This window comes from Neoroseomonas soli (genome assembly GCF_018129065.1).
In the GTDB taxonomy this organism is placed as follows: domain Bacteria; phylum Pseudomonadota; class Alphaproteobacteria; order Acetobacterales; family Acetobacteraceae; genus Neoroseomonas; species Neoroseomonas soli.
The window spans coordinates 1-22,580 of record NZ_JAAEDM010000075.1; the positions used below are offsets into that span (position 1 = coordinate 1).

Below are 22,580 nucleotides of genomic sequence, written 5' to 3' on the forward strand. Positions count from 1 at the left end.
CGGACGGTTTCGAGATCCGCTGCTGGAACGGCGAGGTGGTCCGCGTCGCCTTTGCCATCGACACTCATGACCGTGAGATCATGGCCTGGGTCGGCACCTCCGGTGGCGGCATCAGCGGCGAGATGATCCGCGACATGATGCTCGACTGCGTCGAACGACGCTTCGACGCACTGCACGCGCCGCAGCCCGTCCAGTGGCTCGCCGACAACGGCTCGGCCTACACCGCGGGCGAAACGGTGGACTTCGCCACTGCGCTGAAGCTCATCGCGTGCTTTACGCCCGTCCGCAGCCCCGAGAGCAACGGCGTCTGCGAGGCCTTCGTGAAGACCTTCAAGCGCGACTACGCCCGCGTGAGCCCAAGGCCGGACGCCATCTCCGTCCTGCAGCGCCAGGCCGAGTGGTTCGAGGACTACAACACCATCCACCCTCACAGCGGCTTGCGCATGCGCTCGCCCCGTGAGTTCGTCGCCGCGCAGTCAGCAACCCAAGCCGCATGTCCGGTTTGATGGGGGCAACTCCAAGGTCCAGCCGAAAGTGGGGCCGTTCCGCCGGTTCGGCGGCGGGCGTTGCACGGAGGCCGCCGGGCCAGGTGCCCGGTGCGCCGGGCCGGTGCCGGTAGTGCCCGGCATGGCGGCGCGGCTGACCTGGGAGGACCTACGGGGCCGGTGCGCCGATCGGCCGGTGGGCATGGTGCCGGGTGGGGTGCCGGTGGCGCGGGAGGACCTCGGAGCGGCGCGCCGCGTCAGTGTCGAACAATTCCGGCGGCTAGCCCGCCAGGATCAATGCCGCCCATGGCTCGATGCCGGCGGCCAATCAGATCGCGGCAACCTCGTCAGGGGCGCCCAGGAGCACGTCGGCCTCCTCAACAGTAGCCATTGGTGCTTCGCTGTTTGTTGTGCACGATATCAGCTTGTGCGTGACTTCGCGGCGGTAGATGGAGGGCGGCCTTGGCAAGGCTTATCAGCAATGGCGGCACAGGCGATTACGTTCGAGGCGCATTCGAAAAACTAGCTTCGCAGTCACGCACTCTGCTGCTCGCAGCCCCCTACTTCTCAAATCACGAACCCATCAGTGAGGCACTCAAGCGCGGAGCCTCGTTGCGGCTTATCGTCGGCCTAAATTCTGCAACACACCCTCACCATTTGCGTGCTCTCGTTGGCTCCCCTCGCACGGCGGTTCGGTTCTACACGGGGCGCTTTCACGCCAAGCTCTACGTCTTCGATAATGCGGCGTTAGTGGGATCGGCAAATCTCACTGAAGCCGGATTCCAAAGCAATCGCGAAGTCGTTGCCTGTTTCACTGAGCCGGATGACTCGGAACCGATCATTCAGGCACGCGCGATCTTTGAAGAGCTATGGAGCGATGCGCGCGCCATGAGCCGTGGAACGCTCGACGTGTTCGAAGAGGCGTGGCGAAGCGCGCGTCGGATAGGTCCCGATCCCGAAGCCGCTATCACCAATGCTGTCGGAAAGGTCGAACCCCCATCGGTGAACGTAGAGAGGCGGAAGTCATTTGCGGATCAGGCGGCACGTGAGGCACTGCGGCGTCAGATCGAGGAGCAGTACCGACCTGCGTTTGATGAGGTGGCGCGCCTTCTCGCAGATGGCGATCTGTATCGCGACGACGTCATGCAAATCGACGCTCCGTTTCGAGTCAATCGCTTCTTGAACTGGGTGCGCCTGACGCACGCACTGCACGATGATTGGAAAGAGGCGCCACTTCGCGCTGCGGATGAGCGCCGCGCCGAAATTGTGCGCTTGGGTCAGGCTTGGCGCGATGCTGAGGACGGGAAGGTCTTCGAGGGTTACGCCGAGGGTATTCAGGATGTGTTGGCGCCATTCGCTGAGCCGGAGATTCTCCGCGTGGCGTCGAAGGCGCAGATCACGGCAGGCCTGATGGGCATCCACGCATTTCAGGAGCAGATGCGGTTCACGGCCGGTGGACGGGAGGCACTCCCAAGACGATTCTGGGCGGAGAACAATGATGACGTCGCGCGCGTCCGAGACACGCTGACTTACCTCCTCCATGGACCCGGTGACTTCGTAGACCGCCTTTATGGAACCACAGCGGATGCACGGTGGAAGCTCGCGCTCTTCGGCAAGTTCTGCGGGCTTGAACTTTGTGGAACCGTCAGGCCGCAGGAGTGCCCTCCGGTAAACGGTCGTTCTGCCAAGGCGCTTCGGTTCCTAGGCTTCAACGTGAGCGGCGAATAAGAACGCGCCGTGATGGCGATCAGGCAGTAACCCAGTCGCGGAGCCATTTTGCTGTTTTGATGATGCGCCGGGCTGACACACGCCGCTGGCTCGTGAAGCCGCGCAGCCTTGCGGCAGCAACAAGAACTGCGTTGCCGGCAATGCGCTGTCCGGCTGCGCGGCGCTGTTCGTCGTAGGCACGGATGAACTGCTCAAGCGATGTGCCGGGTGCCACATGCGGCGCGTCGTCGCCAGGTTCTCGATGGACTGCGCGGCGATGGATCTGGCGTGCGCGGCGACGGTCCCCGGGGGCAGCGTCGAGGGCGAGGTCGTCCAGCGCGTAGAAGCTGGCGCTTGGCATGTGCTGCATCGTCAGTGTCTCGTCACCGATGCGGGCATGGTGAACGGCATCGCCTCAGCAGCATCACCAGTGCGCAGCGCAAACGCGCGGCGTTCCAGTTCGATGGCGAGCGGCGTGAGCCGGAGCATCATCCATACCGCGTGGAAGTCGGACGTTTCCTCAGGTGATGGATCGGCGGATGCCTCGATGCGCGCGGCGAGTTTCACCGCGAGCAGCAGCAGCGGAACGTCGCGTTCAGGAAGATCGGGCCGGCGCTCGAAGGCCGCGCGCCAAAGCGCCATCTCGGGTGCCGCGAGCGGGACGGGCGGCGGGATCATGCTCGCCGTCTCGTCAGGCGACGGAGCGGAGCCAGGGAGCCGAGGCGCCGGAGGTGTCCGGCAGAGGCGCCGCATCGGGCACATCGGCGTCGCCATCGCTTGCGCGTGCCGGCTGCACGGCACCTTCGACGGGTGAGCGGCTGATTGGACTGAGACGCAGCACGCGCGACAGTTTGATCATCGCGTCCACGGCCCTGCCGTAGCTGCCTGGATTCTCCGCGCTGCTCGGATCGCGTTCCATGCGCCGAGCAGCCGAGCAGGCCAGCGCGTATGCCGTCAGCAGCCGGGCATCACTCGGCGTGAATAATTGCGGCCGGCTTTCGACTGCCTCGCGGAACGCCGCTGCGGCTTCGGCGTCCAGATGCGGGGGCGGCGCAAGTTCAAGTGCCGGGATGGGGGCACCGCGACGGCGCTGCGAACGAAATTGAGTCATGCCGGGCATGCTCCTTTCTGACTGCTTGAGGGACCGACCAAGATGGGGTCGGAAAATGACGGCATTCGATGAACGCTGAGTCCCCCCGTCGGTAACGGCGAACTCGACGAGGCGCGGATATGCCCCCCCGGTATGCGTCGCTCGGATGCGCTCGCGGATCGCCCGCGCTTGTCGTCGTCCGAGAGGCGGCGCGAGTAGCCGCCGCAACCCAGCGCGTGCTTTGTGCTGCTGCCGACGCACCCCGACGAGGCGGCGCGCATGACGGGTGGCGGGGGGGGCGGTGCCGGTGGGCACGGTGGCCGGGGTGCCGGGTGCCGGGTGCCGGAGGGCCTGGGAGGCCTAGGCAGGCCAGCGCGCCGGGTGGCCGGCGTGACGGGCCGGGCGCGGTGGCGGGGTGGCCTGGTAGGACCTCGGAGGGCGAGCGGGCGCGCATGCCGGCATGTGCTTCACCGCCGGGCGGCCGAGGCAAGCTGCCAGTGCCGGGTGCCGGGTGGTCTGACCGTGGTGCCGGGCGCCGAGGCGTGGGTTGCCGCGCGGGCCGGAACGCACCGGCGTGCGTGAGGCGTGGGTTGCGTGGGTCAGGCGTGGGTTTAGGCGTGGGTTCCAGAAGCCCACGCCTCGGCCTGCGGCACCCTCTACCGGCAGTCTGTCATCGCAGAATTGCGCCGCCGGCGTGGTTCCCCGGCAGGCAGGGGGGTGTCCGGGTCACCCCCGGCACCCGGCACCCGGCACCCGGCACAGGCGCGGGTTGCGTGGGGGTGCGCCATGCCGGCCCGCGCGGGTCATTCCGGCACCCGGCCCGCACAGATCAGAACGGAAGATCGTCGTCATCTGGCGCACGGCGTCCGTCCGCCTGCTCCGCTCCGCTCAGCGCGTCGCGGTCAACGACGAGCCCCCTCGCTTTGGTTCTGCTCGGGGCCGGCCGTTTATACCATTCCTCACGCACAACGCCGGCCCGCTTCCACTCGTCCAGCGCGGCCGCCACATCCCGATCGGAAACGCCCAGCCTTGTCGCAAGCGCCGGCACGACGAACCGGTCTTTGCTCGAACTCCACAATGACCACTTCTCGCCTTCCGATGGCCCCGCAGCGATAATCCGCAGCGCCTCCGCCTTTTGCGTATCCGACAACCCCTGCAACGGCTGCGGAATCCATCGCTCCGCGACACCGACAACGTCCGCCGGGTCTTCCTCCGTCGCGTTGTCCAGTGTGTGCCCGATCATGCGGAACCATCGCGCCTCTCCCACCGGCGCCATGTTGGATTTGCCCTCAAGATCGGCGCGGAAATACGAGCGGCGTTCCTCCGGCGGCACCCCAAGCCTCTTCGCCGCATCCTCTGGCATCGTCTCAACGGTGATGACGGCGCGCGGCTTGGTGGTCTGCACGCTCGATCCCCGCACCGCGTCGGCCTTATTGCCGCCTTCTCCCGCACCACCTTTTCGCGTGTGGTGGACGAGCAGAACGGAGACGTCGGCCTTCTGCGCGATGTAGACGACCACATCCATCACCGGCGCCATGTCCGCACGCGCATTCTCCTCGACCTCGTGGATGTTTGAGAACGGATCGACGGCGACGAGGCCGACGCCATGCAAGCGGCAGGCGGCAACGGTGGCGTTCACCTCAGCCCAGTTCACGCGGATACGACGCGCCTTGTGCCGGCGTTCGTCTCCCTCGCCCTCGTCGGGAACGGCGATCACAAAGGGCGACGTGCGCACCCACAACTGCCGGCCGCAAAACGCAGCGTCGGTGATCGGGCTTCCATCGGCCAGTTTGTGGTGCCGAGAGGTAGCGAGAAATCGACGCTGGAACTCCGCCTCGTCGTCCTCCTGCACCAGCATCAGCACGCTGCTCGGCCGCCGCACCTCCAAGCCGAGGAGATCCTCGCCTGTCAGCACCGCGAGCGCGATGAGGTAGAGCAGGCTCGTCTTGCCCCTACCGCCCGGCGCCGCGAGCATGGTGATGAAGCCCCTGATGAGCCACGGTGGAACGATCCATTGCCGTGGTGCAGGCTTCATGTCCGCGAGCCGCGCGCCCCGGCCGCTAGCGGACTGTATGCCGAGAAAGCCATCGGCGATCGCGCCCACAGAGACGCCGAGCGTCGCCGATGCGTGTTGCATCGCGGCGAAGTACTCGGCGAACGCCTCGTCCTGGTCTTCGCTTGAGTCCAGCTTGGAAGCGGTGTCCACGACGCGCTTCAGCGCATCTTTTTTCTCCGGATCGCCCATCCACTGGACTATCGCGCCGTCGCGCTCGCTGAACGCTTCACGCGCGCGCGCTTCGTCGCGAGCACGTTCTTCGCGCTCCTTCAGGGCGCGCTTGTTCTCCTCGTTCTTGCGGTACATTTCTTCGCCGAACTTCACGAGCCAGTCCGCGCCCGGCCCGCCACTCGGCGCATCGTTCGGCGACAGTTTCCGATTGACCTCGGGCGCGTCGCCGCTCACGTCATCAGTCGGCATGGGCGACCCCCGCTCCTGCTCGTTGCCATTTCTGAATCCCCTGCTACCGCCCCGCGCCGGTGCCAGCCGGTGCGGGGCTTCTGCGCGGTCGTCGTGGCGGCGATAGCGCGCTACTCATGGCCGGCCCTCGGCCGGCGTGGAACGTCGGCCAGGCGCTCGTCGATGAATTCGAGGTAGCCGACTATGGCGTCGAGCACATCACGGCTGGCGCGCAGCGGCGGCGGTCCCGGAACAGTGCCCGCCTCGAACGCGGCGATGCGTCGTTTCGCCTCGCCAAGGACGATCAGCACTACGCAGACCACCGGCCATGCCTCGCGCAGAGCCTTTCGATCCACGGGCTCCTCGGGGTCTTCCAGGATCTCGTAGATGCGGAACTGGTAGGTGGTGGCGGCGTCCGACAGGCCCGCGACTGCCGCGCGCAGATTGTCGTCTGCCGGCGCGCGGCGAACGGCATCGGCGACCGCGCTTGCTGTTTCCGTCAGCAGGTCCATCAACGCGGGTGCGGCGGGGCCTGCTGCGACGCCTGGCTTCGCGGTCGCCGACACGACGTGATCCGCGACCGCCTCCGCAGTCCGTCGAATCGCCCCCGTGAGCACGGGGCCGATCGGTGTGCTGCTCATTGCACGCACCCCTTCAGCCGACGTTGCGCTGAAGCGCGGCGCGCGTAGCGGCGCGCGCTTCGGCTCGCGCGGCAGCGCGGTCGAGGAGGAACTTTTCGAGCGTCGGGACATGCCAGAGCATGCGGCCGGAAATGACGACCGGCTCGGGCAAGTCACCCGTCCTTACCGCTCTGTAGGCCCCGTAGCGTGAGGTAACGATCTTGGCGGTGACCAAGTCGTCCGCAGCGGCCCAGGTTCGCGACCATTGCGGCGTGTCGTCGGCGTGATCGGCAGGATTGACGGTGGTTCGGGCGGGGTGCCGGGGCATTGGCGCGTCCTCGCTGGGTGACGGGACACACGTAGAACCGCCGAGAGGGCAGGTCTCAGCCGCTACTCACTGCAACGATAGATTGCCAGACCAAAACGAAAATGTGGTGTCAGTCGATCCACTCATCGAGGCAAGTTTTCCTGCGCTTGGCCTCGCGCCTGATCCGCGCTTCGATAGTCGCTACCTCGCCCAGCGCCTCAGGCCGGATGGTCGCCTCGTCGGCGACGAGTTTGGCGAGCTTCGCGACGTTGAGCCGGCCGTTGCGTGCGTAGGCCCCCGGTCGCAATGTCGCGGCAAGCTCGAACGCCTTCGCGTCGAGGCCGGCCCGCGTTCGCGTGCTGGTTCGCTCCGCGCGTGGCCCCCGATGGCGGATTTCCCGCTCGGCTTCGACCCGTTCTTCCGCCAGCCGGCGCTCGGCTTCCACCTTGGCCTGCGCTTCTGCCCGCTCAGTCTCAACCCGCTCGTCGGCCTGCTGGCGCTCTGTCTGGATGGCCCGAGCAGCCGCGACGTCAGTTTGCTGGCGCTCGGCATCGAGCAAGAGGTTCCGGGCGGCAGCATAGAGCGTGCGAAACATATCCAAGTCGCCCCTGGCCCGTGCCATCAGTGCTTCGCGAGCATGGCTAGCAGCGCCACGCAACGCGATGTCGCCGTGGTTGGCGAGCGGTTGAATGATCTCGGGAGCGAATCCCCCAACCGCCGGCACATGCCCGACTCTGTTCAGAAATTTTCGCAGTTCCGTCGCGGCGATCTCGTCCGCCGTCATCATCACGCCTCCCCCGCCACGTGAGCCGCCCACTTCACCAGCGCATCGCGCATCTCGGCGCTGTAGTCGTGCCTGTCGTAAACTCGGCGCAGTCGCGGCGGTGCGTGGTTCAGCACGCGGTCGATGATATCCGGCCGCACGCCGAGTCGCGCGAGGGCCGAGGCGCAAGTCCGGCGCATGTCGTGCGGCGTCCATCCCTCGGTCTTGCTCAGGCGCTGAATGTCCTCCACGGCTCGCGACCACCCCTTGAACGGGACCGACGCATGGCGGCCGGGGAACAGCACGTCGCCCGTGTGCGGCGCCTGAGCTATGAGGTCCGCGGCGAGCGGCGACAGCGGCACCCGGTGCGCCCGCCCGGCCTTGGTCCGCTCGGCCGGGAGCAGCAACGCTGTGGGGTTGCCCTCGCTGTCGCGCTCAACCTCGCCCTGGGTCAGACCGTTGACCTCCTCCCGCCGGCAGCCGGTCAGGAGCAACAGTCGCAGCACCCGGCCAGCTGGCTCGCGGCCCTCGCACGCCGCCCAAACGGCCTTGATCTCTGCGTCGGTCAGGATGCGCTCGCGCGGGCCATTGGTGGCGGGGCGGTCGAGGCCGCCGGGGCAGGGGTGCGTCTCGATGTGCCCGCGCTGGTGCAGCCAGTTGATGGCGGCGCCGAGCATGGCGGCGACGCGGGCGGCCGTGGCCGGGCTGCCGCCCTTGCTCATGGGCGCCCCCTCCACCTTCGCCCGTCCCCCCGCCACGGCATCCACCACGGCTTGCAAGTCCCGGCGGTGCAGCCGGGCCAGGGGCACGGAGCCGAGCGTCGGGCGGGCAAAGCGGTCCAGCAGCCACTTCACCTGGCCGGGGTCGCGCGCGGTGGCCTCGACATGCGCGAGGTAGCGGTCCAAGCCCTCGCCGAACGTGCCGGCGGGGGTGGTGACGTGGCCCTGCTCGATGGCGCCCATGCGCAGCCGGACGGCCGTCCGGGCATCGGCGAGGGACAGTGCGGGCCACGCGCCCAGGCGCTGCTTGTGCCGGCGCCCGTTGCGCATGGCGACGAGCCAGAACGTCACGCCGCGATCCCGCTTGCGGGCCACGAGGCCCGGCATCAGCAGGTCAGGGGTGTCGGTGTTGGGCGGGAGCGACCGCAGCATGCGGTCGTTCAATGCGGTGGCGGGCACGGGGGCCTCCTCGGTCGGGGGTAAACCGGGGGCAATGGAGGCGCAACACGGCGCAACCCACCGCCACCCGGCGCCACCGGTTTACCGATAGGACCCGAGTAGAATCAACGACATAGATAACGGGGCGCAACGCCCCATCACGCCATGTTCACCATGATGGTCTTCTTGTGCGTGAAGTGCTCCAGCATCGCCTCGAGGCTCGCTTCCTTGCCGAGGCCCGAGGATTTCACCCCGCCGTAGGAAAGGTTCGCCTGCACGACCAGGTTCTGGTTGATCTGCACGAGGCCGGCTTCCAGGCGATGCGCGAGGTCGAGCCCGACCTTCAGGTTGTTCGTCCAGAGCGAGGCGGCGAGGCCGTAGTCGGAGTCATTCGCTTCCGCAAGCACCGCTTCCGGGTCGTCGAAGGCCTGGATGACGGTGACGGGGCCGAAGATCTCCTCCTGCACCAGGCGGCTGGACTTCGTCAGGCCGGTGAAGATCACGGGCTGGATGAACAGGCCCTTCTTCAGCGCGGGGTCGGTCGGCATGGCGGAGCAGACATGCGCGGTGGCGCCCGGCGTCGCGGCGCCCTCGGCGATGAAGCCCTTCACCTTGGAAAGCTGGCCCTCGCTGACGATGGTGCCGATGTCGGTCTTCTCGTCCAGCGGGTCGCCCATGACCATGTTGTTGACCGCATTCTTCATCGCCGTGACGAAGCGGTCGAAGATCGGGCGCTCGACATAGATGCGCGACGCCGCGGTGCAGGACTGGCCCTGGCGCGTGAAGCGCATCGAGGTCAGCGCGCCGGAGACCGTCTTGTCGAAGTCGCAATCGGCGAAGACGATCATCGGCGACTTGCCGCCGAGTTCGAGCGTGACCGGGATCAGCTTCTCGGCCGCGGCCTTGGCGACGATCTTGCCGGTTTCCACCGAGCCGGTGAACGTCACCTTGCGCACCAGCCTGTGCTCGACGAGCGGCGCGCCGCATTCCGGGCCGAAGCCGGAAACTATGTTGAACACGCCCGGCGGCAGGATGCGGTTCATGATCTCGCAGATGCGCAGCACCGCGAGGGGGGCTTCCTCGGCCGACTTCACGACGACGGAATTGCCGGCCACCAGCGCGGGCGCGACCTTCAGCGCCATCAGCAGCATCGGCACGTTCCACGGGATGATCGCGCCGACCACGCCGAGCGGCTCGCGCACCGTGACGGAGAGCATCTTCGGGTCGAAGGGGACGCTCTCGCCCTTCAGTTCCGAACCGAGGCCGCCGAAGAATTCGAAGACATCGGCGACGACGCCGGCCTCGACTCTGGATTCGGTGCGCAGGGCCTTGCCGGTCTCGAGCGCGATCAGCCGGCCGAGCTCGTCCACATGCTCCTTGATGAGCTGCGCGCACTGGTGGACCAGCGCGCCGCGCTTGCGGGCCGGGACCTTGGCCCATTCCTTCTGCGCGCGAGCGGCGTTCTGGACGGCGGCGTCCACGTCGGCAGCGTCGCCCTCGGCAGCGCGGGCGACTTCGGCGCCGGTCGCGGGGTTCACCACCGCGAAGGTCTTGCCCGAGCGCGCCGGGACATAGGCGCCGCCGATGAAATGCATCCCCGACAGAGACTTCGCGAGCGCGAAGGGGTCGGTCGTCGGGGCGGCGGGGGTGGGGTGCGGACGGTCGAGCATGGGACGCTCCTCGGTGTCTCGTTTCGGCCGGCAGGAATAGACCCGAGCGGGCGTGGAGGGAACCGCCAGGTGCCGGACCGGGTTGCCGCGGCACGACGCCCCGACTAAGCCTCGCCCCCGAGCCAAGGGAGTTCGTACCGCATGCCCACCCCCGCCGGCCCGCTTGCGGGCCTTCGCGTCCTCGACCTCACCCGCGTCCTCGCCGGGCCGACCTGCACCCAGATGCTGGGCGACCTCGGCGCCGAGGTGATCAAGATCGAGCGCCCCGAGGCCGGCGACGACACCCGCGGCTTCGCGCCTCCCTTCTGGCCCGAGACGAAGGAGAGCGCCTACTTCCTCGGCGTGAACCGCAACAAGAAGTCGGTCACGCTCGACATGGCGAAGCCCGAGGCGCAGGCGATCCTGCACCGGCTGCTCGAATCCACCGACATCCTGGCGGAGAACTTCAAGGTCGGCGCGCTGGCCAAGTACGGCCTGGGCTGGGACCAGCTGAAGGACAAGTACCCGCGCCTGATCTACTGCTCGATCACCGGCTTCGGGCAGACCGGCCCCTATGCCCCGCGCCCGGGCTATGACGCGCTGATCCAGGCGATGGGCGGCGTGATGTCCCTGACCGGCGAGCCGAACGGCTCCCCGCAGAAGGTCGGCATCCCGGTGGCGGACCTGTTCGCCGGCCTGTATGGCTGCATCGGCATCCTCGCCGCGCTGAACCACCGCACCGCGACCGGCCGCGGCCAGCAGATCGACATCGGCATGCTGGACACGCATGTCGCGTGGCTGGCGAACCAGGGCATGAACTACCTGGCGACGGGGGAAAACCCGCCGCGCCTCGGCAACCAGCACCCGAACATCAGCCCCTACCAGGAATTCCCGACGAAGGACGGCTACATCATCCTCGCGGTCGGCAATGACCCGACCTTCGAGCGGTTCTGCAAGGCCTTCGGCCAGGAGCACCTGCTCGCGGACGAGCGCTTCTCCACCAACCCGAGGCGCGTGGCAAACCGCGACCTGGTGACGCAGACGCTGACGCCACTGATGAAGACCCGGACCACGGTGGAATGGGTCGACGCGCTGGAAGCGCAGAAGATCGGCTGCGGCCCGATCAACACGCTGAAGGACGTCTTCGCCGACCCGCATGTCCAGGCGCGCGACATGGTGCTCGAGATGCAGCACGGCTCCGGCGCGACGGTGAAGGTCGTCGCCAACCCGGTGAAGCTCAGCGCCACGCCGCCCACCTATCGTTCCGCCCCGCCGGTGCTCGGCGAGCATACGGAGGAGGTGCTGTCCGGCCTGCTCGGCATGACCGCCGAGGAGATCGCCGCGCTGCGGAGCAAGTCGATCCTGTAGCCGCCGCGGCCGGCGGGAGGAGGGAGTGATGCGCGAAGGCGCCGTTCGCTGGCTCTCGCCGGCCGGGTTCTTCACCATGCGCTGGTGGGAATGGGGGCCGCAGGATGGCGCCCCCGTCGTGTGCGTGCATGGCCTGACCCGCTCGGGCCGGGACTTCGACGTGCTGGCCGGGGCGCTGGCCGCGGCCGGGCGCCGGGTGATCTGTCCCGACCTGCCGGGCCGCGGCGCCTCGGACTGGCTGCCGGACCCGATGCTCTACCAACCGCCGGCCTATATCTCGGCGCTGTCGCACCTGCTGGCGCGCATCGACGGGCCGGTGGACTGGGTGGGGACCTCCCTGGGGGGCATCTGCGGCATGGGCATCGCGGCGACGCCGGGGCACCCGATCCGCCGCATGGTGCTGAACGACGTCGGCGCCTTCGTCCCGCAGGAGGCGATGGCCCGCATCCGCGAATACCTGGGCTGCGAGCCGGTCTTCCGCGACATCCGGGCGCTCGAGGCGCATCTGCGCGTGGTCCATGCCCCCTTCGGCAAGCTGACCGACGCGGAATGGCGCCACCTTGCGGAAACCTCCGCCCGCCCGGCCGATGGCGGCGTGGCGCTGCACTACGACCCGGCCATCGCCGCGCCGATCCGCTCTCAGGAAGCGCAGGCGCTCGACCTGCAGCCGCTATGGGACCGGGTGACGATCCCGGTGCTGCTGATCCGCGGTGCCGAAAGCGACCTGCTGCTGCGCGAAACCGCCACGACCATGGCCGCAGCGGAGAACGTGCAACTCGCCGAGATCCCCGGCGCGGGCCATGCCCCGGCGCTGATGGACCAGGCGCAGGTGGCGCTGGTCGCGGACTTCCTCATTCAGTAGCCCGGCCGGGGCACCAGCCCCATCATCACCTGCTCCAACCCGCCATCGACCAGCAATTCCGCGCCGTTCACATAGGCGGCGCGGGGGCTTGCGAGGAACACCACGGCATCGGCGATGTCCTTGGGCGTGCCGACGCGGCGGCTGGGCAGCATCGCCTCCCGCCGCTCGAGCACGCCGGGGGCCTGATAGAAGGATTCCGACAGCGGCGTGCGGATGAGACCGGGGCTGACGACGTTGCTGCGGATGCCGTCAGGCCCCCATTCCGCGGCCAACTGGCGGGACAGCATCGCCACCCCCGCCTTTGACGGGCTGTAGGCGCCGCTGCGCGGCTGCGGGTTGGTCGCCGCTATCGAGGCGATGTGCACGATTACCCCGCCTCCCTTCGCCAGCATCTGCTCCCGCGCCGCCTGCGCGCAGACCAGGTAGCCGGTGAGGTTCACGGCGAGCAGGGCGTTCCACTCGGCGATCGGGATCTCGGCCAGCGGGCCGGGGCGCAGGATGCCGGCGTTGTTCACCAGGATCTCGGCTGGGCCGAGCACATCCTGAGTTGCCGAGAGGGCGCGGCGGACGCTCGCCTCGTCCGTGGTGTCGCAGCCGAGCCCGACGGCCTTGGCGCCCTTGGCCCGCAGCGTCGCGGCCACGGCCTCCGCGGCGTTTCCGTCGCGGTCGAGAAGTCCGACCGCCGCACCGACGGCGGCAAGTTCCGCCGCGATGCCGCTGCCGATACCGCCCGCCGCGCCGGTGACGATCGCGACGCGCCCCGACAATCCGAGCCAGTCCTGGGCCATGTGGTTGGTCCTCCCGCGCGGCAGCGTCGCGCGAGCAAGGCCTCACGGCAAATGCGGGTACGGAGCCTCAGGGGCCTGGGGTCGGGGGAGGGGCCGGCGCCGTATTCCAGGGCCCGGGCGGCGGTGGGTCAGGCCACGCCCGCCGGGCCCGCGGAGGGCGCGTCAGGCGCGGCCGAGCCGCAGTCTCTGCTGCACCTTCTGCCAAAGGGACAGTGCCCGCGCCGGCGGCGTGGGCAGCGGTGGCAGCCGTTCGGCGGCGGCCACGGGCATCAGCGCGACGCGCTTCTCCCGCAGCGCCGCGACGCGCCGCCAGGCGCGCGCCTGGTCCTCGGAGCCTTCCTGCGCGCGGCGATAGGCGATCAGCGCCTCCACCTCCGCCCGTTGCAGGCGGATGGAGGCCACTGCCGGATCCTCGGAACGGTCGGAGGCGCCGTGCCAGGGGCGGCGCAGCGCCTCGGGCGGGGTGGGGCTAGCCACGGCGGAGAACCTCCGCCGCCTCCACCGCGAAGTAGGTCAGCACGCCATTGGCGCCGGCGCGCTTGAAGCCCATGAGGCTCTCCATCATCGCCCGCTCGTGCTCGATCCAGCCGTTCTGCACCGCGGCCATGATCATCGCGTATTCGCCGCTCACCTGATAGGCGAAGGTAGGCACTGCGAAGCGGTCCTTCACGCGGCGGACGATGTCGAGATAGGGCATGCCCGGCTTGACCATGACCATGTCCGCGCCTTCGGCGAGGTCCAGCGCCACTTCGCGCAGCGCCTCGTCCGAATTCGCCGGGTCCATCTGGTAGGTCTTCTTGTCCCCGCGCAGCGCCTTGCCGGAGCCGAGCGCATCGCGGAACGGCCCGTAGAAGGCCGAGGCGTATTTCGCCGCGTAGGACATGATGCGCGTGTCGACGAAGCCCTGCGCGTCGAGCGCGCCGCGGATGGCACCGATCCGCCCGTCCATCATGTCCGACGGGGCGATGACGTCGATGCCCGCATCCGCCTGGTTCAGCGCCTGCCGCACCAGGACGGCCACGCTGTCGTCATTGTGGACGTAGTCGCCGGCGCGGGTCTGCCGGATCACCCCGTCATGCCCGTGGTCCGTGTAGGGATCGAGGGCGACGTCGCCGACCAGCCCGACCTCGGGGAAGGCGCGCTTCAACTCGCGCGCCGCCCGGCACATCAGGTTGTCCGGGTTCAGCGCCTCGGTGCCCTCGGCGTCCTTCGCCCCGGGCGGGGTCACGGGGAACAGCGCGAGGGCGGGAACGCCGAGGCGCACCGCCTTCTCCACATGCTTCGCGATGCGGTCCACGGTGACGCGCACCTGGCCCGGCATCGAGGCGACGGCACGCTCGTCGTTCGTGCCTTCGATGACGAAGATCGGCCAGATCAGGTCGTCCGTCGTCAGGGTGTTCTCCGCGACGAGGCGCCGGGTCCACGCATCGCGCCGGATCCGGCGCATGCGCACCGTCGGGAAGGCGCCGAGCGCGTCCGGCGCCTCCGCGGCGAAGGGCATGCCCTGGCGACGGTCCGCGTTCATTCCGCCGCGGCCTTCAGGCCGAGGCCGGTGGCCGCCTTCAGCGCCTGGTCGAGGTCGGCCAGGATGTCGTCGATATGCTCGATGCCGATCGACAGGCGGACATAGCCGGGCGTCACGCCGGAAGCCGCCAGCGCCTGCTCGTCGAGCTGGCTGTGCGTGGTGGTCGCCGGATGGATGGCGAGGCTGCGCGCATCACCGATGTTCGCCACGTGGTAGAACATCTGCAATGCCTCGATGAACTTCTGGCCGGCTTCCTTGCCGCCCTTCAGTTCGATGCCCATCAGGCTGCCGTAGCCGCCCTTCAGGTAGGCGTCGGCGCGGCGCTTCCACTCGCCCTCCATCAGCGAGGGATGGATCACCGTCGCCACCGCCGGGTGCTGCGCGAGGAAGGCCGCCGCCTTCAGCGCGTTGGAGCAGTGGCGTTCCATGCGCAGCGGCAGCGTCTCCAGCCCCTGGATGGTCAGGAAGGCGTTCATCGGCGCCATCGGCGCGCCGAGGTCGCGCAGCAGGCAGGTGCGCATGCGGATGATGTAGGCGATCGGCCCGAGCGGCTTCACGGCCTGCGTCCACACCGCGCCGTGGTAGGACGGGTCGGGCTTGTTCAGGGTCGGGAAGCGCTCGGCATGGGCTTCCCAGTCGAAATTGCCGCCATCGACGACGACGCCGCCGATGCTGGTGCCATGGCCGCCGATCCACTTCGTCGTGGAGTGCATCACGATCGCCGCGCCGTGCTGGAGCGGCTTGCAGATCACCGGGGCGGCGGTGTTGTCCATGATCAGCGGGACGCCGAGCTTGCGGCCGAGCGCGGCGACCTCGCCGATCGGGAAGACCTGCAGCTTCGGGTTCGGCAGGGTTTCCGCATACCAGCAGCGGGTGCGGGCGTCGGTCGCCTTGGCGAAGTTCTCGGGGTCCGCCGGGTCCACGAAGCGGACCTCGACGCCGAACTGCTTCAGCGTATTGGCGAAAAGGTTCCAGGTGCCGCCATAGAGGTCGGTGGAGGACACGATGTTGTCCCCCGCCTCGCAGAGGTTCATCACCGAGAAGGTGGTCGCCGCCTGGCCCGAGCCGAGCGCGAGGCCGGCCACGCCGCCCTCCAGCGCCGCGACACGCTTTTCCAGCACATCGACGGTCGGGTTCATGATGCGGGTGTAGATGTTGCCCAACTCGGACAGCGCAAACAGGCGCGCGGCGTGGCCGGTGTCCTGGAACTGGAACGAAGTTGTCTGGTGGATCGGCACCGCGACCGAACCCGTCGTCGGGTCGGCGCGCCAGCCGGCATGCAGCGCGATGGTTTCGGGGTTCGTCCAGTTCGGTGCAGACATGGGCACCCTCCCGCTCGTTGTCGTCGGGCTATCAACTGCCATGGGACGACGCAGTGCGAAAGGAAAATACTGGCCTTTCACGGCAGCGCCCTGGCCGCGCCAAGTCTTCCCACTCCCCCGTCAATCCGGAGGACGGCTTGCTCCCGCCGGTCAGGCCGCCGCCAGGAGCCGCCCCAGTTCACGCCACAGCCGCGCCCAGCCGGCGTCGCGGCCGTATTCCTCGGCCGCGCCCGGCCCGGAGGCGCTGCCGCCCGCGCGGTGGTGCAGCGCGGACAGCACCAGCGCCGCCTGGAGGAAGCCGCTGGTGCGGTAGGACATGGCCGGCGCGGTGGAGACCACGGGCGGCGCCGCCGGATCGGCGATGCGCAGATGCGGGATTCCGGCGCGCAGCGCGACCTCCCGCGCCGGGATCGTGCGCGCCGGACGGCCATGCTCGACCACGAAGGCAGGCCGGGACTGCGCCCAGGTCGACGGCTCGAAGAACGCCTCGATCGGGCGGAAGGAGATCGCCTCCGCGCGCACCGCAAGCGGCCCGCTCGTCGGCCAGGGCTGCACTGGCGGCACGCCTTCCGGCGCAAAGATGCGGACCTGACGCCCCAGCATGGTCGTCAGGCAGGCGAGCACCGGGGCGAGTTCGCGCGCGTCCGGATCCTCGGTCAGTAGCGCGACCGCCCCTTCGGGGGCGCCGCGCAGCGTGGCCAGCAGGCGGCAATCCTCTCCGCGCCAGAGCAGCGGCATGGCGGCGCGCTCCGCTCCGGCGGCGCGCGTTGCTGCGGCCGCCTCGCGCGTCGGCGCGTCCTCGATCAGCAGGAAGCGGGGAAATGCGGCGGCAAGGGTAGAAAGCCGCGCCTGATCGCGCGCCTCGCCCTGCAACGCCAGCGCCCCCATGTGGCAGATGCCAAGTTGCATCCGCACCTCGCCGGCCGGCGGCGCCGCCGGCAGGCCGGCGAACCAGGCGAGCAGGTGAGGCGCGGCCAGCAGCGCCCCGAGGCTGGCCAGCCGCGGCTCCGTGTCGTCGAACAGCGCGCTGGCGGCAGCGCCGGGCGCCGACGCCGGGTCCATCACGATGCGCCCGCGCGTGACCAACAGCTTCAGGGCCGCCGGTTCCGCAGTCGCCGGATCGCCGGCGAGGTGGAACACGACCGGGACCCGAAGGCCGAGATAGCGGGCGGCATCGAGCACGTGGTCAAAGGCCAGCGTGCCGAGGCGCGCCTGCTCGAAACGCAGGGAGAGGACGGCCGAGGGCGGCAATTCGCGCGCCCGCGCGCCGGCCTCGCGGATCGTCGCGAGGATCTCCGCTTCCGCCGCCACCACGGAGCGGCGAGATGCCTCGGCAAGGACGGCCACTTCCTCCGGCTCGCGCACCAGCCGGTGGATGGCGCGCATCATCGCCTCGAAGTCGGTGCATTCGTGGAAGGGGTGGGTCGGTACGTAGCCTTCGAAGGCGTGGGCGTGACTGACCAGCGGCTTGCCGCGCGAGAGCGCCTCGCCGACCTTGATCTTCAGTCCCGTCGAGAAGGCGAGGGGGGCCAGCACCACGTCAGCCTCGGCGTAGAGCTCGTCCATGCTCTCGACCGCGCCGAGCAGGCGCAGGTAGGGCAGGCGCAATCCCTCGAGCAGCGTGCAGACGGAACCCGCGACGAGGATCTCGACCGGCAGCAGGGTGCGGCGCAGGTAGGCGTCGGCGACCTTGAGGAAGTTGCGGATGTTGGTCGCGTTGATGTTGTTCCGCCCGCCGACGATGCCGAGGCGCAGCACGCCGTCGCGCGCAGCCGTTGCGGGCACGCCTCCGGCGGGCTCGGCGTGCAGCAGGGTTCGTACCGGGCGGTTGGTCAGGGTGCGGAAGAACGCTTCCTCCTGCCGCTTGATCGCCCAGACGATGTCGGCGCGGTCGAGGGCGAGGCGTTCCTGCTCCGGCGTGGTGTGGAAGTATTCCGGCCTCAGCCCGTTGTCCGCGAGCAGTTCCCGCCGGTTGGAGAAGCGGTCATGCGTGTCGAGGATGCGCAGCACGCCCGCCGGTGCGTGCTCCAGCGCCTTGGACAGCCAAGTGTAGTTGACCAGCAGCGCGTCGTAGCGCCCCACCTTCAACAGCCAGTCGAGCATCTGGCCGATCGCGGGGTCCCACCAGTCGTCGGCGCCGTGGTCCTCGCCCTCGGCGGGGCGGGTGTGCAGCGGGCGGGTGACGGGGGCGTGGAAGACTTCGTCCCACTGGCTCGCCATCTCCGCGAGTGCGGTGCGCGGCAGGCTGGTGCGCCATTCCTCGTCGGAGGGGTAGTGCAGCAGCGCGATATGGGCGCCTTCCCGCTGCAGGGCGCGGTTGACCTGGACGATGCGGTTGCGGTTGCCGAGGGTGACCGGCCAGGTCGGCACCGGGGAGAGCACCAGGACGCGCAGCCCCGCCCAGGAACCGCCCGGCAGCGACGGCGCGTCAGAGGTCATCGTGCTCGTCGAGCCCGGCGAGGAGGGCGGTGACCGCGTTGTAGACCGCCGAGACCTGCCAGCGGAATTCGCTGGCCCCGGATTTCTCGAGCGCGAGGCCGCGCAGCGTGCGGTCGGCCGGGTTCTGTTGCAGCAGGAAGGACTTCACGGCGAGCCAGGCGTCGTCCCGCTTGGCGAATCGCTCCTTCGGGTCGCGCAGGTAGTCCGAGACCGCCTGCCAGGCGGCCCGGCGGCGGAACCAGCGCTGGGTCAACCGCTCGGGGTCCACCCAGTGCTCCACCGCGGCGAGCGGATCGTAGGCGACGAGCCCGCCGAGCGCGCGGATGCGGTCGGTGACGGCTGTCTCCTCGGCCGAGAGCAGGCTCGCCCCACCGCCGGTGCGGCCGAGCGAGGTGTCGAACCAGCCGACGTCCCGCAGCGCGTCGATGCGGAAGGCGATGTTCGCGCCCGCCACCCATTCGCCGTCGCCGAGCAGCCGGCGTTCCTCGCCGTGGTCGACCACGGTGACGTTGCCGAGCATCTCGTCCGAGAGCCAGGCGGGGCGGGGCGCGCCCCACCAGGGGCGGATGCGGCCGCCGACGACCTTCAGCGCCGGGCCGTACTGGTCGAAGCAGGCGGCGATGTTCTCGAGCCAGACGGGGTCGGCGCGCGCGTCGTCGTCGAGATAGGCGACGATGGGGGAGGCGGCGTGCCGCGCGGCGACGTTGCGGGCGTTGGACAGGCCCGGCTTTGCCTCGTGATACCAGGAAAGGTTCGGGTGCCGCGCGAAGGCCGCCGCCTCCTGGCCCGAGCGCACGGGGTCGGGGGAGTTGTCGACCACGATGACCTCGTAGGCGTCGGACGGCAGCGATTGGGAGAGGGCGGATTCGATGGCGCCCGGCAGCAGGTCGTAGCGTTCGTAGGTGCAGATGGCCGCGGTGATGCGGCGGGTGGGCGCGGCCATCGGCGGGGGCCTTACGCCGGCTCGATGCTGAGGCGCTGGAACGCCACGCCCAGGGTCCGCCTGTCGGCCTGCCCGCGTGCGGCGGGTGAGTGCAGGTGTGGGACGCGCAGCGTCATGCGCGTCGGTCCGTCGCCGGCGCGCGGCGCGATCGGATCGGAACGCAGGAGCTTGTCGGTGCCCTGGCGTGCCAGCGCATAGGTGGCGCCGTCGACCTCCAGCGTCAGTTCCTTCGCGTTGGCCGGCGTGCCGAAGTGGAAGAGGTGCAGTGTTGCGACCAGCGGTGCGGAACGGTCGAGCCAAGCCTCGAAATGCACGTCCTGGCCAGGGCCGGTCCAGCGGAAGGCGCCCTCCGTGCCCCATTCGAGCTGGTAGAAGCCGTCATGCACGGGCAGGAGCTGGTCTGCGGTGATGTCGAATTCCGTCGCCAGGGGATGGTGGGCCGCCGGGGGCGGCATCGTCGGGACCACAAGGTCAGCTGCCTCGCCGGCCGCGGCGCGGATCTGGAGGATGCGCTCATGGGCCTCGAGGCGGGCACGCAGTTCGGCGACTTCGGCGCGGAGGGCGGCGAGGTCGGCAGTAACCTGATGCGGCGATTCCGCAGCGGTGTCCGGGGTGGGCATCATCGTTCCTAGGGGAATCCGTCCATCAGTGCTTACGTGCCGCACCGGCTCCCGACGAGGATACGGGGGGTACGAGTGAGTCGGAAGCGATCATCGCGCTAAAGTTCGTCGAGGAAGCGCACGCAGCCGGGCACGTCGCCGATCGCGAGCCGGCCGAAGGCGCCCGGCCCTGAGACCTGCGCGATCGGTCCGGGGTAGATGTGCTGCCGAAGGCCTTTTGTCTTCGCGATCAGGTCGTAATTCCGGCTGTTGAGCCGCCCTGCTGGGGTGCGCGGGACGATGCCGACCGTGCCGCGGAAATCCTGCACGTGGACGATGCTGTGCAGCGCGGACCCCTCGATGCCCGCGAGTCGCACGGCACCCGCGAAGCTACGGATCTGGTCCGTGAAGGAGAGCTCCTGTGGGTGCAGTAGGGTCCAGCCCCGTTCCTGGAGAAGGGCTTCCAGTTCCCTCTCATTCTCGAATGTGCCGAGTGCGCCCTCGCCGAGCCGGCTGCGCGATATCCAAAGCTTCCGCCCGCCCAGCGGCTCGTACGGTGTGACGGCTAGGGCCCGCATGTGCTCCGTGTGGAAGAAGGAACTGATGACGTAGCCAGGCTGCGGGACAACCAGCCTCTCGAAGGCGATGCAGCGCGTCACGAAGACGATATCGGAGCGATCGAGGCCGAATGCGCGAAGCGCCTCGGCCTGCCACGGGAGAAGTTCCGGGCGCTCGCAATGGAAGACGACGGGTTCGGTGGTCCTGGTCCGCCAGGCCCAGCAGCGCGCAAGGCTCTCCAGCAGGAAGTGCCCATATTGGTTGATGAGGACACCGCCGTAGATGAAGGTCCCCGCGCGTCTCTCGATCGGAGTTTCCGCGACGCCCGTCGGGTTGATGGTCTTGCTTCGCGGCCATTCGCGCCGAAGCCGCGCGAAATCGACCGGCTCGCCTGCACGGTCAAAGACGCCGAACTGGTAGGGCACCACGGGGTCCGCGGGGCGCCGGATCGCCCGGGTGGCGATGGCCTCGGGCACCGGCCGGGCCACAAGTCCCGTTGCCGGCTGTTCGGGCACGGCCGAGAACCCCTTGCCTGCGAGCGAATGCGTCAGTGGAAGGAAAGCCCTTTGTAGGCGGCGGTGCCGGTCGTGGCGAACTGGCGCTGCCGGAAGGCCTCCCGGAACTGCGACATGAATGCCCGGCTCAGCGGATTGGCCTGTTCCGTCAGGGTCACGCGCAGATCGAGCGGCACGGTGTCGACGCCGACAAAGGAAGCGATTTCGTGCAGCTTTCCATTCATGTCGGCAAGAAAATCCTCGAAGTAGACTTCCATGTACTCCAGGCCGAGCCCGTTGAGGATCGCGGTCCAGGCCGAATCCTGCACGATCAGGCGATCCAGGTGGCGACTAATAGCCTCGAAGTCGAACCGGACATCCTCCAAGCTCTTGCGCGCCTTGTCAGTTGCCACCCACTGGCCGGTTTCCTCTGCCAGGTAATAGGAAATCGCCTGCTTGAGCTTCGATCGGCGCCGGAGATGAACAAGGCGGGAGTCGAAGAATAGATCCGAAAACGGGGTGAAGCCACGGAAGGTCTCGAAGTCCTCGAACAGGATCTTCGTGCCGAAGGCACCGTTCTTCGTGCGGTGGCGTTGCATGATCCAAGCCACGAAATGCGCCACTGCGACGGTGCCGTCAGGGGCCACGTGTTCGCGGTATCCGGCCGCCCGCATGAAGTCGGGATTGAATGCCTCCACAGGGTGGCCGAGGCGCCGCGTGTTCCGCAGCACGTCGCACATCAGGTTGCTGCCGGATCGCGCCGTCGTACAGATGATGTAGTTCACCGACACAAGTCCGCTCCTACGCTCGCCGATCCCGCACCGAATGGCCGAATGCCGCCGTCCCGCCGCCAGCATCGCCTGATGGTTAGATTCCGCCTCGGACCTCGGCACAAGTGTCGCCAGGCGGAGATCTGGGGTATTCAACGGCTCCGATGACGACCCTCTCCCTCGCCTCCGACCACGCCGGCCTCCCCCTGAAGCTCGCCCTCAAGGCGGCGCTCGAAGCGGAGGGCCATACCGTCAACGACCTTGGCACGGACAGTGCCGAGTCCGTCGACTACCCCGACTTCGCTCGGAAGGTCGCCGAAGCGGTCGCCTCCGGGCAAGCCCCCTTCGGCATCCTGGTCTGCGGCACCGGCATCGGCATGGCCATGACGGCCAACCGCCACCCCGGCATCCGCGCGGCGGTCCTGCACGACACCACCGAAGCGCGCCTTACCCGTGCGCACAACGACGCCAATGTGGCCTGCTTCGGCGCCCGGACGATTGGCGCCGAGACGGCGCTCGATGCCCTGCGCGTCTTCCTGGCGACGCCCCATGAGGGCGGCCGGCACGCCCGCCGGGTCGCCAAGATCGACCAGCCGGCGGGCTGAGGCGAGGCCACCCGCCCGCGCGCCCGGCCGGCTTCGCCAGCCGACGGCGGCGCGAGGCGGCGCGGTTCCGCGAC

Annotated in this window: 23 protein-coding genes; 5 read left to right on the forward strand and 18 right to left on the reverse strand. The window is 69.0% G+C overall.

Translation table 11 applies throughout. From position 1 onward, the window contains the following. Positions 1 to 506 (forward strand): integrase core domain-containing protein (locus tag GXW76_RS20220; protein WP_211863908.1); only part of this gene is annotated, 506 nt, incomplete at its 5' end. A 441-nt stretch (positions 507 to 947) separates the two neighbouring features. Next, positions 948 to 2,213 (forward strand): phospholipase D-like domain-containing protein, encoded by a 1,266-nt coding sequence (locus tag GXW76_RS20225; protein WP_211863909.1) that lies wholly within the window; start codon positions 948 to 950, stop codon positions 2,211 to 2,213. A gap of 19 nt (positions 2,214 to 2,232) precedes the next feature. Here the strand turns inward: GXW76_RS20225 and GXW76_RS20230 are convergent, their stop codons facing one another. The 9 genes from GXW76_RS20230 to GXW76_RS20270 form a co-directional block, all read right to left on the reverse strand. After that, a complete protein-coding gene (locus GXW76_RS20230; protein ID WP_211863910.1) occupies positions 2,233 to 2,562 on the reverse strand; it encodes a hypothetical protein in 330 nt (109 codons plus the stop codon). A gap of 2 nt (positions 2,563 to 2,564) precedes the next feature. Continuing rightward, complete coding sequence (locus GXW76_RS20235; protein WP_211863911.1) at positions 2,565 to 2,870, reverse strand: hypothetical protein; 306 nt, start codon at positions 2,868 to 2,870, stop codon at positions 2,565 to 2,567. A gap of 13 nt (positions 2,871 to 2,883) precedes the next feature. Continuing rightward, positions 2,884 to 3,312 carry a hypothetical protein gene (locus GXW76_RS20240; RefSeq protein ID WP_211863912.1) on the reverse strand — a complete coding sequence of 143 codons (429 nt, stop codon included), beginning with the start codon at positions 3,310 to 3,312 and terminating at the stop codon, positions 2,884 to 2,886. Between the two features lie 799 nt (positions 3,313 to 4,111). Next, positions 4,112 to 5,758 carry an AAA family ATPase gene (locus GXW76_RS20245; protein WP_211863913.1) on the reverse strand — a complete coding sequence of 549 codons (1,647 nt, stop codon included), beginning with the start codon at positions 5,756 to 5,758 and terminating at the stop codon, positions 4,112 to 4,114. 110 nt (positions 5,759 to 5,868) lie between these two features. Beyond that, positions 5,869 to 6,378: a hypothetical protein gene (locus GXW76_RS20250; protein WP_211863914.1), complete on the reverse strand. Its 510-nt coding sequence runs from the start codon at positions 6,376 to 6,378 to the stop codon at positions 5,869 to 5,871. Between the two features lie 13 nt (positions 6,379 to 6,391). Further along, positions 6,392 to 6,685 carry a hypothetical protein gene (locus tag GXW76_RS20255; RefSeq protein ID WP_211863915.1) on the reverse strand — a complete coding sequence of 98 codons (294 nt, stop codon included), beginning with the start codon at positions 6,683 to 6,685 and terminating at the stop codon, positions 6,392 to 6,394. Positions 6,686 to 6,794: 109 nt separating this feature from the next. After that, positions 6,795 to 7,451, reverse strand: a complete 657-nt coding sequence (locus tag GXW76_RS20260; RefSeq protein WP_211863916.1) for a hypothetical protein — start codon at positions 7,449 to 7,451, stop codon at positions 6,795 to 6,797. Further along, entirely contained in the window at positions 7,451 to 8,605 is a 1,155-nt protein-coding gene (locus GXW76_RS26185; RefSeq protein ID WP_211863917.1) for a tyrosine-type recombinase/integrase, read from the reverse strand. The genes GXW76_RS20260 and GXW76_RS26185 overlap by 1 nt, the downstream gene beginning before the upstream one ends. A 137-nt stretch (positions 8,606 to 8,742) precedes the next feature. Beyond that, complete coding sequence (locus GXW76_RS20270; RefSeq protein ID WP_211863918.1) at positions 8,743 to 10,254, reverse strand: aldehyde dehydrogenase family protein; 1,512 nt, start codon at positions 10,252 to 10,254, stop codon at positions 8,743 to 8,745. Between the two features lie 141 nt (positions 10,255 to 10,395). Here GXW76_RS20270 and GXW76_RS20275 point away from each other — a divergent pair, with 141 nt between their 5' ends. Both GXW76_RS20275 and GXW76_RS20280 read left to right on the forward strand, forming a co-directional pair. Further along, entirely contained in the window at positions 10,396 to 11,601 is a 1,206-nt protein-coding gene (locus GXW76_RS20275) for a CaiB/BaiF CoA transferase family protein (RefSeq protein ID WP_211863919.1), read from the forward strand. A 28-nt stretch (positions 11,602 to 11,629) separates the two neighbouring features. Further along, a complete protein-coding gene (locus tag GXW76_RS20280) occupies positions 11,630 to 12,463 on the forward strand; it encodes an alpha/beta fold hydrolase (protein ID WP_211863920.1) in 834 nt (277 codons plus the stop codon). Here GXW76_RS20280 and GXW76_RS20285 read toward each other — a convergent pair. The 9 genes from GXW76_RS20285 to GXW76_RS20325 form a co-directional block, all read right to left on the reverse strand. Then, positions 12,457 to 13,251: an SDR family NAD(P)-dependent oxidoreductase gene (locus GXW76_RS20285; protein WP_211863921.1), complete on the reverse strand. Its 795-nt coding sequence runs from the start codon at positions 13,249 to 13,251 to the stop codon at positions 12,457 to 12,459. The two genes, GXW76_RS20280 and GXW76_RS20285, sit on opposite strands and share 7 nt — an antisense overlap. A 162-nt stretch (positions 13,252 to 13,413) precedes the next feature. Next, the gene (locus tag GXW76_RS20290; protein ID WP_211863922.1) at positions 13,414 to 13,728 is read right to left on the reverse strand and encodes a hypothetical protein; all 315 of its coding nucleotides are present in this window, start codon (positions 13,726 to 13,728) and stop codon (positions 13,414 to 13,416) included. Continuing rightward, positions 13,721 to 14,776, reverse strand: coding sequence for a porphobilinogen synthase (gene hemB / locus GXW76_RS20295; RefSeq protein ID WP_246514557.1), 1,056 nt, complete (start codon positions 14,774 to 14,776; stop codon positions 13,721 to 13,723). Before hemB ends, GXW76_RS20290 begins: the two co-directional genes overlap by 8 nt. Continuing rightward, on the reverse strand, positions 14,773 to 16,098 hold the full coding sequence (locus tag GXW76_RS20300) for an O-acetylhomoserine aminocarboxypropyltransferase/cysteine synthase family protein (protein ID WP_211863923.1): 1,326 nt from the start codon (positions 16,096 to 16,098) through the stop codon (positions 14,773 to 14,775). The genes hemB and GXW76_RS20300 overlap by 4 nt, the downstream gene beginning before the upstream one ends. A gap of 150 nt (positions 16,099 to 16,248) precedes the next feature. Continuing rightward, positions 16,249 to 18,537 (reverse strand): glycosyltransferase, encoded by a 2,289-nt coding sequence (locus tag GXW76_RS20305; RefSeq protein WP_211863924.1) that lies wholly within the window; start codon positions 18,535 to 18,537, stop codon positions 16,249 to 16,251. Then, positions 18,527 to 19,480, reverse strand: a complete 954-nt coding sequence (locus tag GXW76_RS20310) for a glycosyltransferase (protein ID WP_211863925.1) — start codon at positions 19,478 to 19,480, stop codon at positions 18,527 to 18,529. The genes GXW76_RS20305 and GXW76_RS20310 overlap by 11 nt, the downstream gene beginning before the upstream one ends. Positions 19,481 to 19,491: 11 nt before the next feature. Beyond that, entirely contained in the window at positions 19,492 to 20,103 is a 612-nt protein-coding gene (locus GXW76_RS20315; RefSeq protein ID WP_211863926.1) for a hypothetical protein, read from the reverse strand. A gap of 95 nt (positions 20,104 to 20,198) precedes the next feature. Further along, positions 20,199 to 21,152, reverse strand: a complete 954-nt coding sequence (locus GXW76_RS20320) for a glycosyltransferase family 61 protein (protein ID WP_211863927.1) — start codon at positions 21,150 to 21,152, stop codon at positions 20,199 to 20,201. Positions 21,153 to 21,184: 32 nt separating this feature from the next. Next, complete coding sequence (locus tag GXW76_RS20325; RefSeq protein ID WP_211863928.1) at positions 21,185 to 21,916, reverse strand: Stf0 family sulfotransferase; 732 nt, start codon at positions 21,914 to 21,916, stop codon at positions 21,185 to 21,187. A gap of 149 nt (positions 21,917 to 22,065) precedes the next feature. Between GXW76_RS20325 and rpiB the strand changes: the two genes are divergently transcribed. Continuing rightward, positions 22,066 to 22,506, forward strand: coding sequence for a ribose 5-phosphate isomerase B (gene rpiB / locus GXW76_RS20330; RefSeq protein ID WP_211863929.1), 441 nt, complete (start codon positions 22,066 to 22,068; stop codon positions 22,504 to 22,506). Positions 22,507 to 22,580: the final 74 nt, after the last annotated feature.

What these genes read in the sequence shown, in the direction of transcription:
- GXW76_RS20230 (WP_211863910.1), bottom strand. Translation starts at nt 2,562, where the DNA reads ATGCAGCACATGCCAAGCGCCAGCTTCTACGCGCTGGACGACCTCGCC.
- GXW76_RS20235 (WP_211863911.1), bottom strand. Translation starts at nt 2,870, where the DNA reads ATGATCCCGCCGCCCGTCCCGCTCGCGGCACCCGAGATGGCGCTTTGG.
- GXW76_RS20240 (WP_211863912.1), bottom strand. Translation starts at nt 3,312, where the DNA reads ATGCCCGGCATGACTCAATTTCGTTCGCAGCGCCGTCGCGGTGCCCCC.
- GXW76_RS20245 (WP_211863913.1), bottom strand. Translation starts at nt 5,758, where the DNA reads ATGCCGACTGATGACGTGAGCGGCGACGCGCCCGAGGTCAATCGGAAA.
- GXW76_RS20250 (WP_211863914.1), bottom strand. Translation starts at nt 6,378, where the DNA reads ATGAGCAGCACACCGATCGGCCCCGTGCTCACGGGGGCGATTCGACGG.
- GXW76_RS20255 (WP_211863915.1), bottom strand. Translation starts at nt 6,685, where the DNA reads ATGCCCCGGCACCCCGCCCGAACCACCGTCAATCCTGCCGATCACGCC.
- GXW76_RS20260 (WP_211863916.1), bottom strand. Translation starts at nt 7,451, where the DNA reads ATGATGACGGCGGACGAGATCGCCGCGACGGAACTGCGAAAATTTCTG.
- GXW76_RS20270 (WP_211863918.1), bottom strand. Translation starts at nt 10,254, where the DNA reads ATGCTCGACCGTCCGCACCCCACCCCCGCCGCCCCGACGACCGACCCC.
- GXW76_RS20275 (WP_211863919.1), top strand. Translation starts at nt 10,396, where the DNA reads ATGCCCACCCCCGCCGGCCCGCTTGCGGGCCTTCGCGTCCTCGACCTC.
- GXW76_RS20280 (WP_211863920.1), top strand. Translation starts at nt 11,630, where the DNA reads ATGCGCGAAGGCGCCGTTCGCTGGCTCTCGCCGGCCGGGTTCTTCACC.
- GXW76_RS20285 (WP_211863921.1), bottom strand. Translation starts at nt 13,251, where the DNA reads ATGGCCCAGGACTGGCTCGGATTGTCGGGGCGCGTCGCGATCGTCACC.
- hemB (WP_246514557.1), bottom strand. Translation starts at nt 14,776, where the DNA reads ATGAACGCGGACCGTCGCCAGGGCATGCCCTTCGCCGCGGAGGCGCCG.
- GXW76_RS20300 (WP_211863923.1), bottom strand. Translation starts at nt 16,098, where the DNA reads ATGTCTGCACCGAACTGGACGAACCCCGAAACCATCGCGCTGCATGCC.
- GXW76_RS20305 (WP_211863924.1), bottom strand. Translation starts at nt 18,537, where the DNA reads ATGACCTCTGACGCGCCGTCGCTGCCGGGCGGTTCCTGGGCGGGGCTG.
- GXW76_RS20310 (WP_211863925.1), bottom strand. Translation starts at nt 19,480, where the DNA reads ATGGCCGCGCCCACCCGCCGCATCACCGCGGCCATCTGCACCTACGAA.
- GXW76_RS20315 (WP_211863926.1), bottom strand. Translation starts at nt 20,103, where the DNA reads ATGATGCCCACCCCGGACACCGCTGCGGAATCGCCGCATCAGGTTACT.
- rpiB (WP_211863929.1), top strand. Translation starts at nt 22,066, where the DNA reads ATGACGACCCTCTCCCTCGCCTCCGACCACGCCGGCCTCCCCCTGAAG.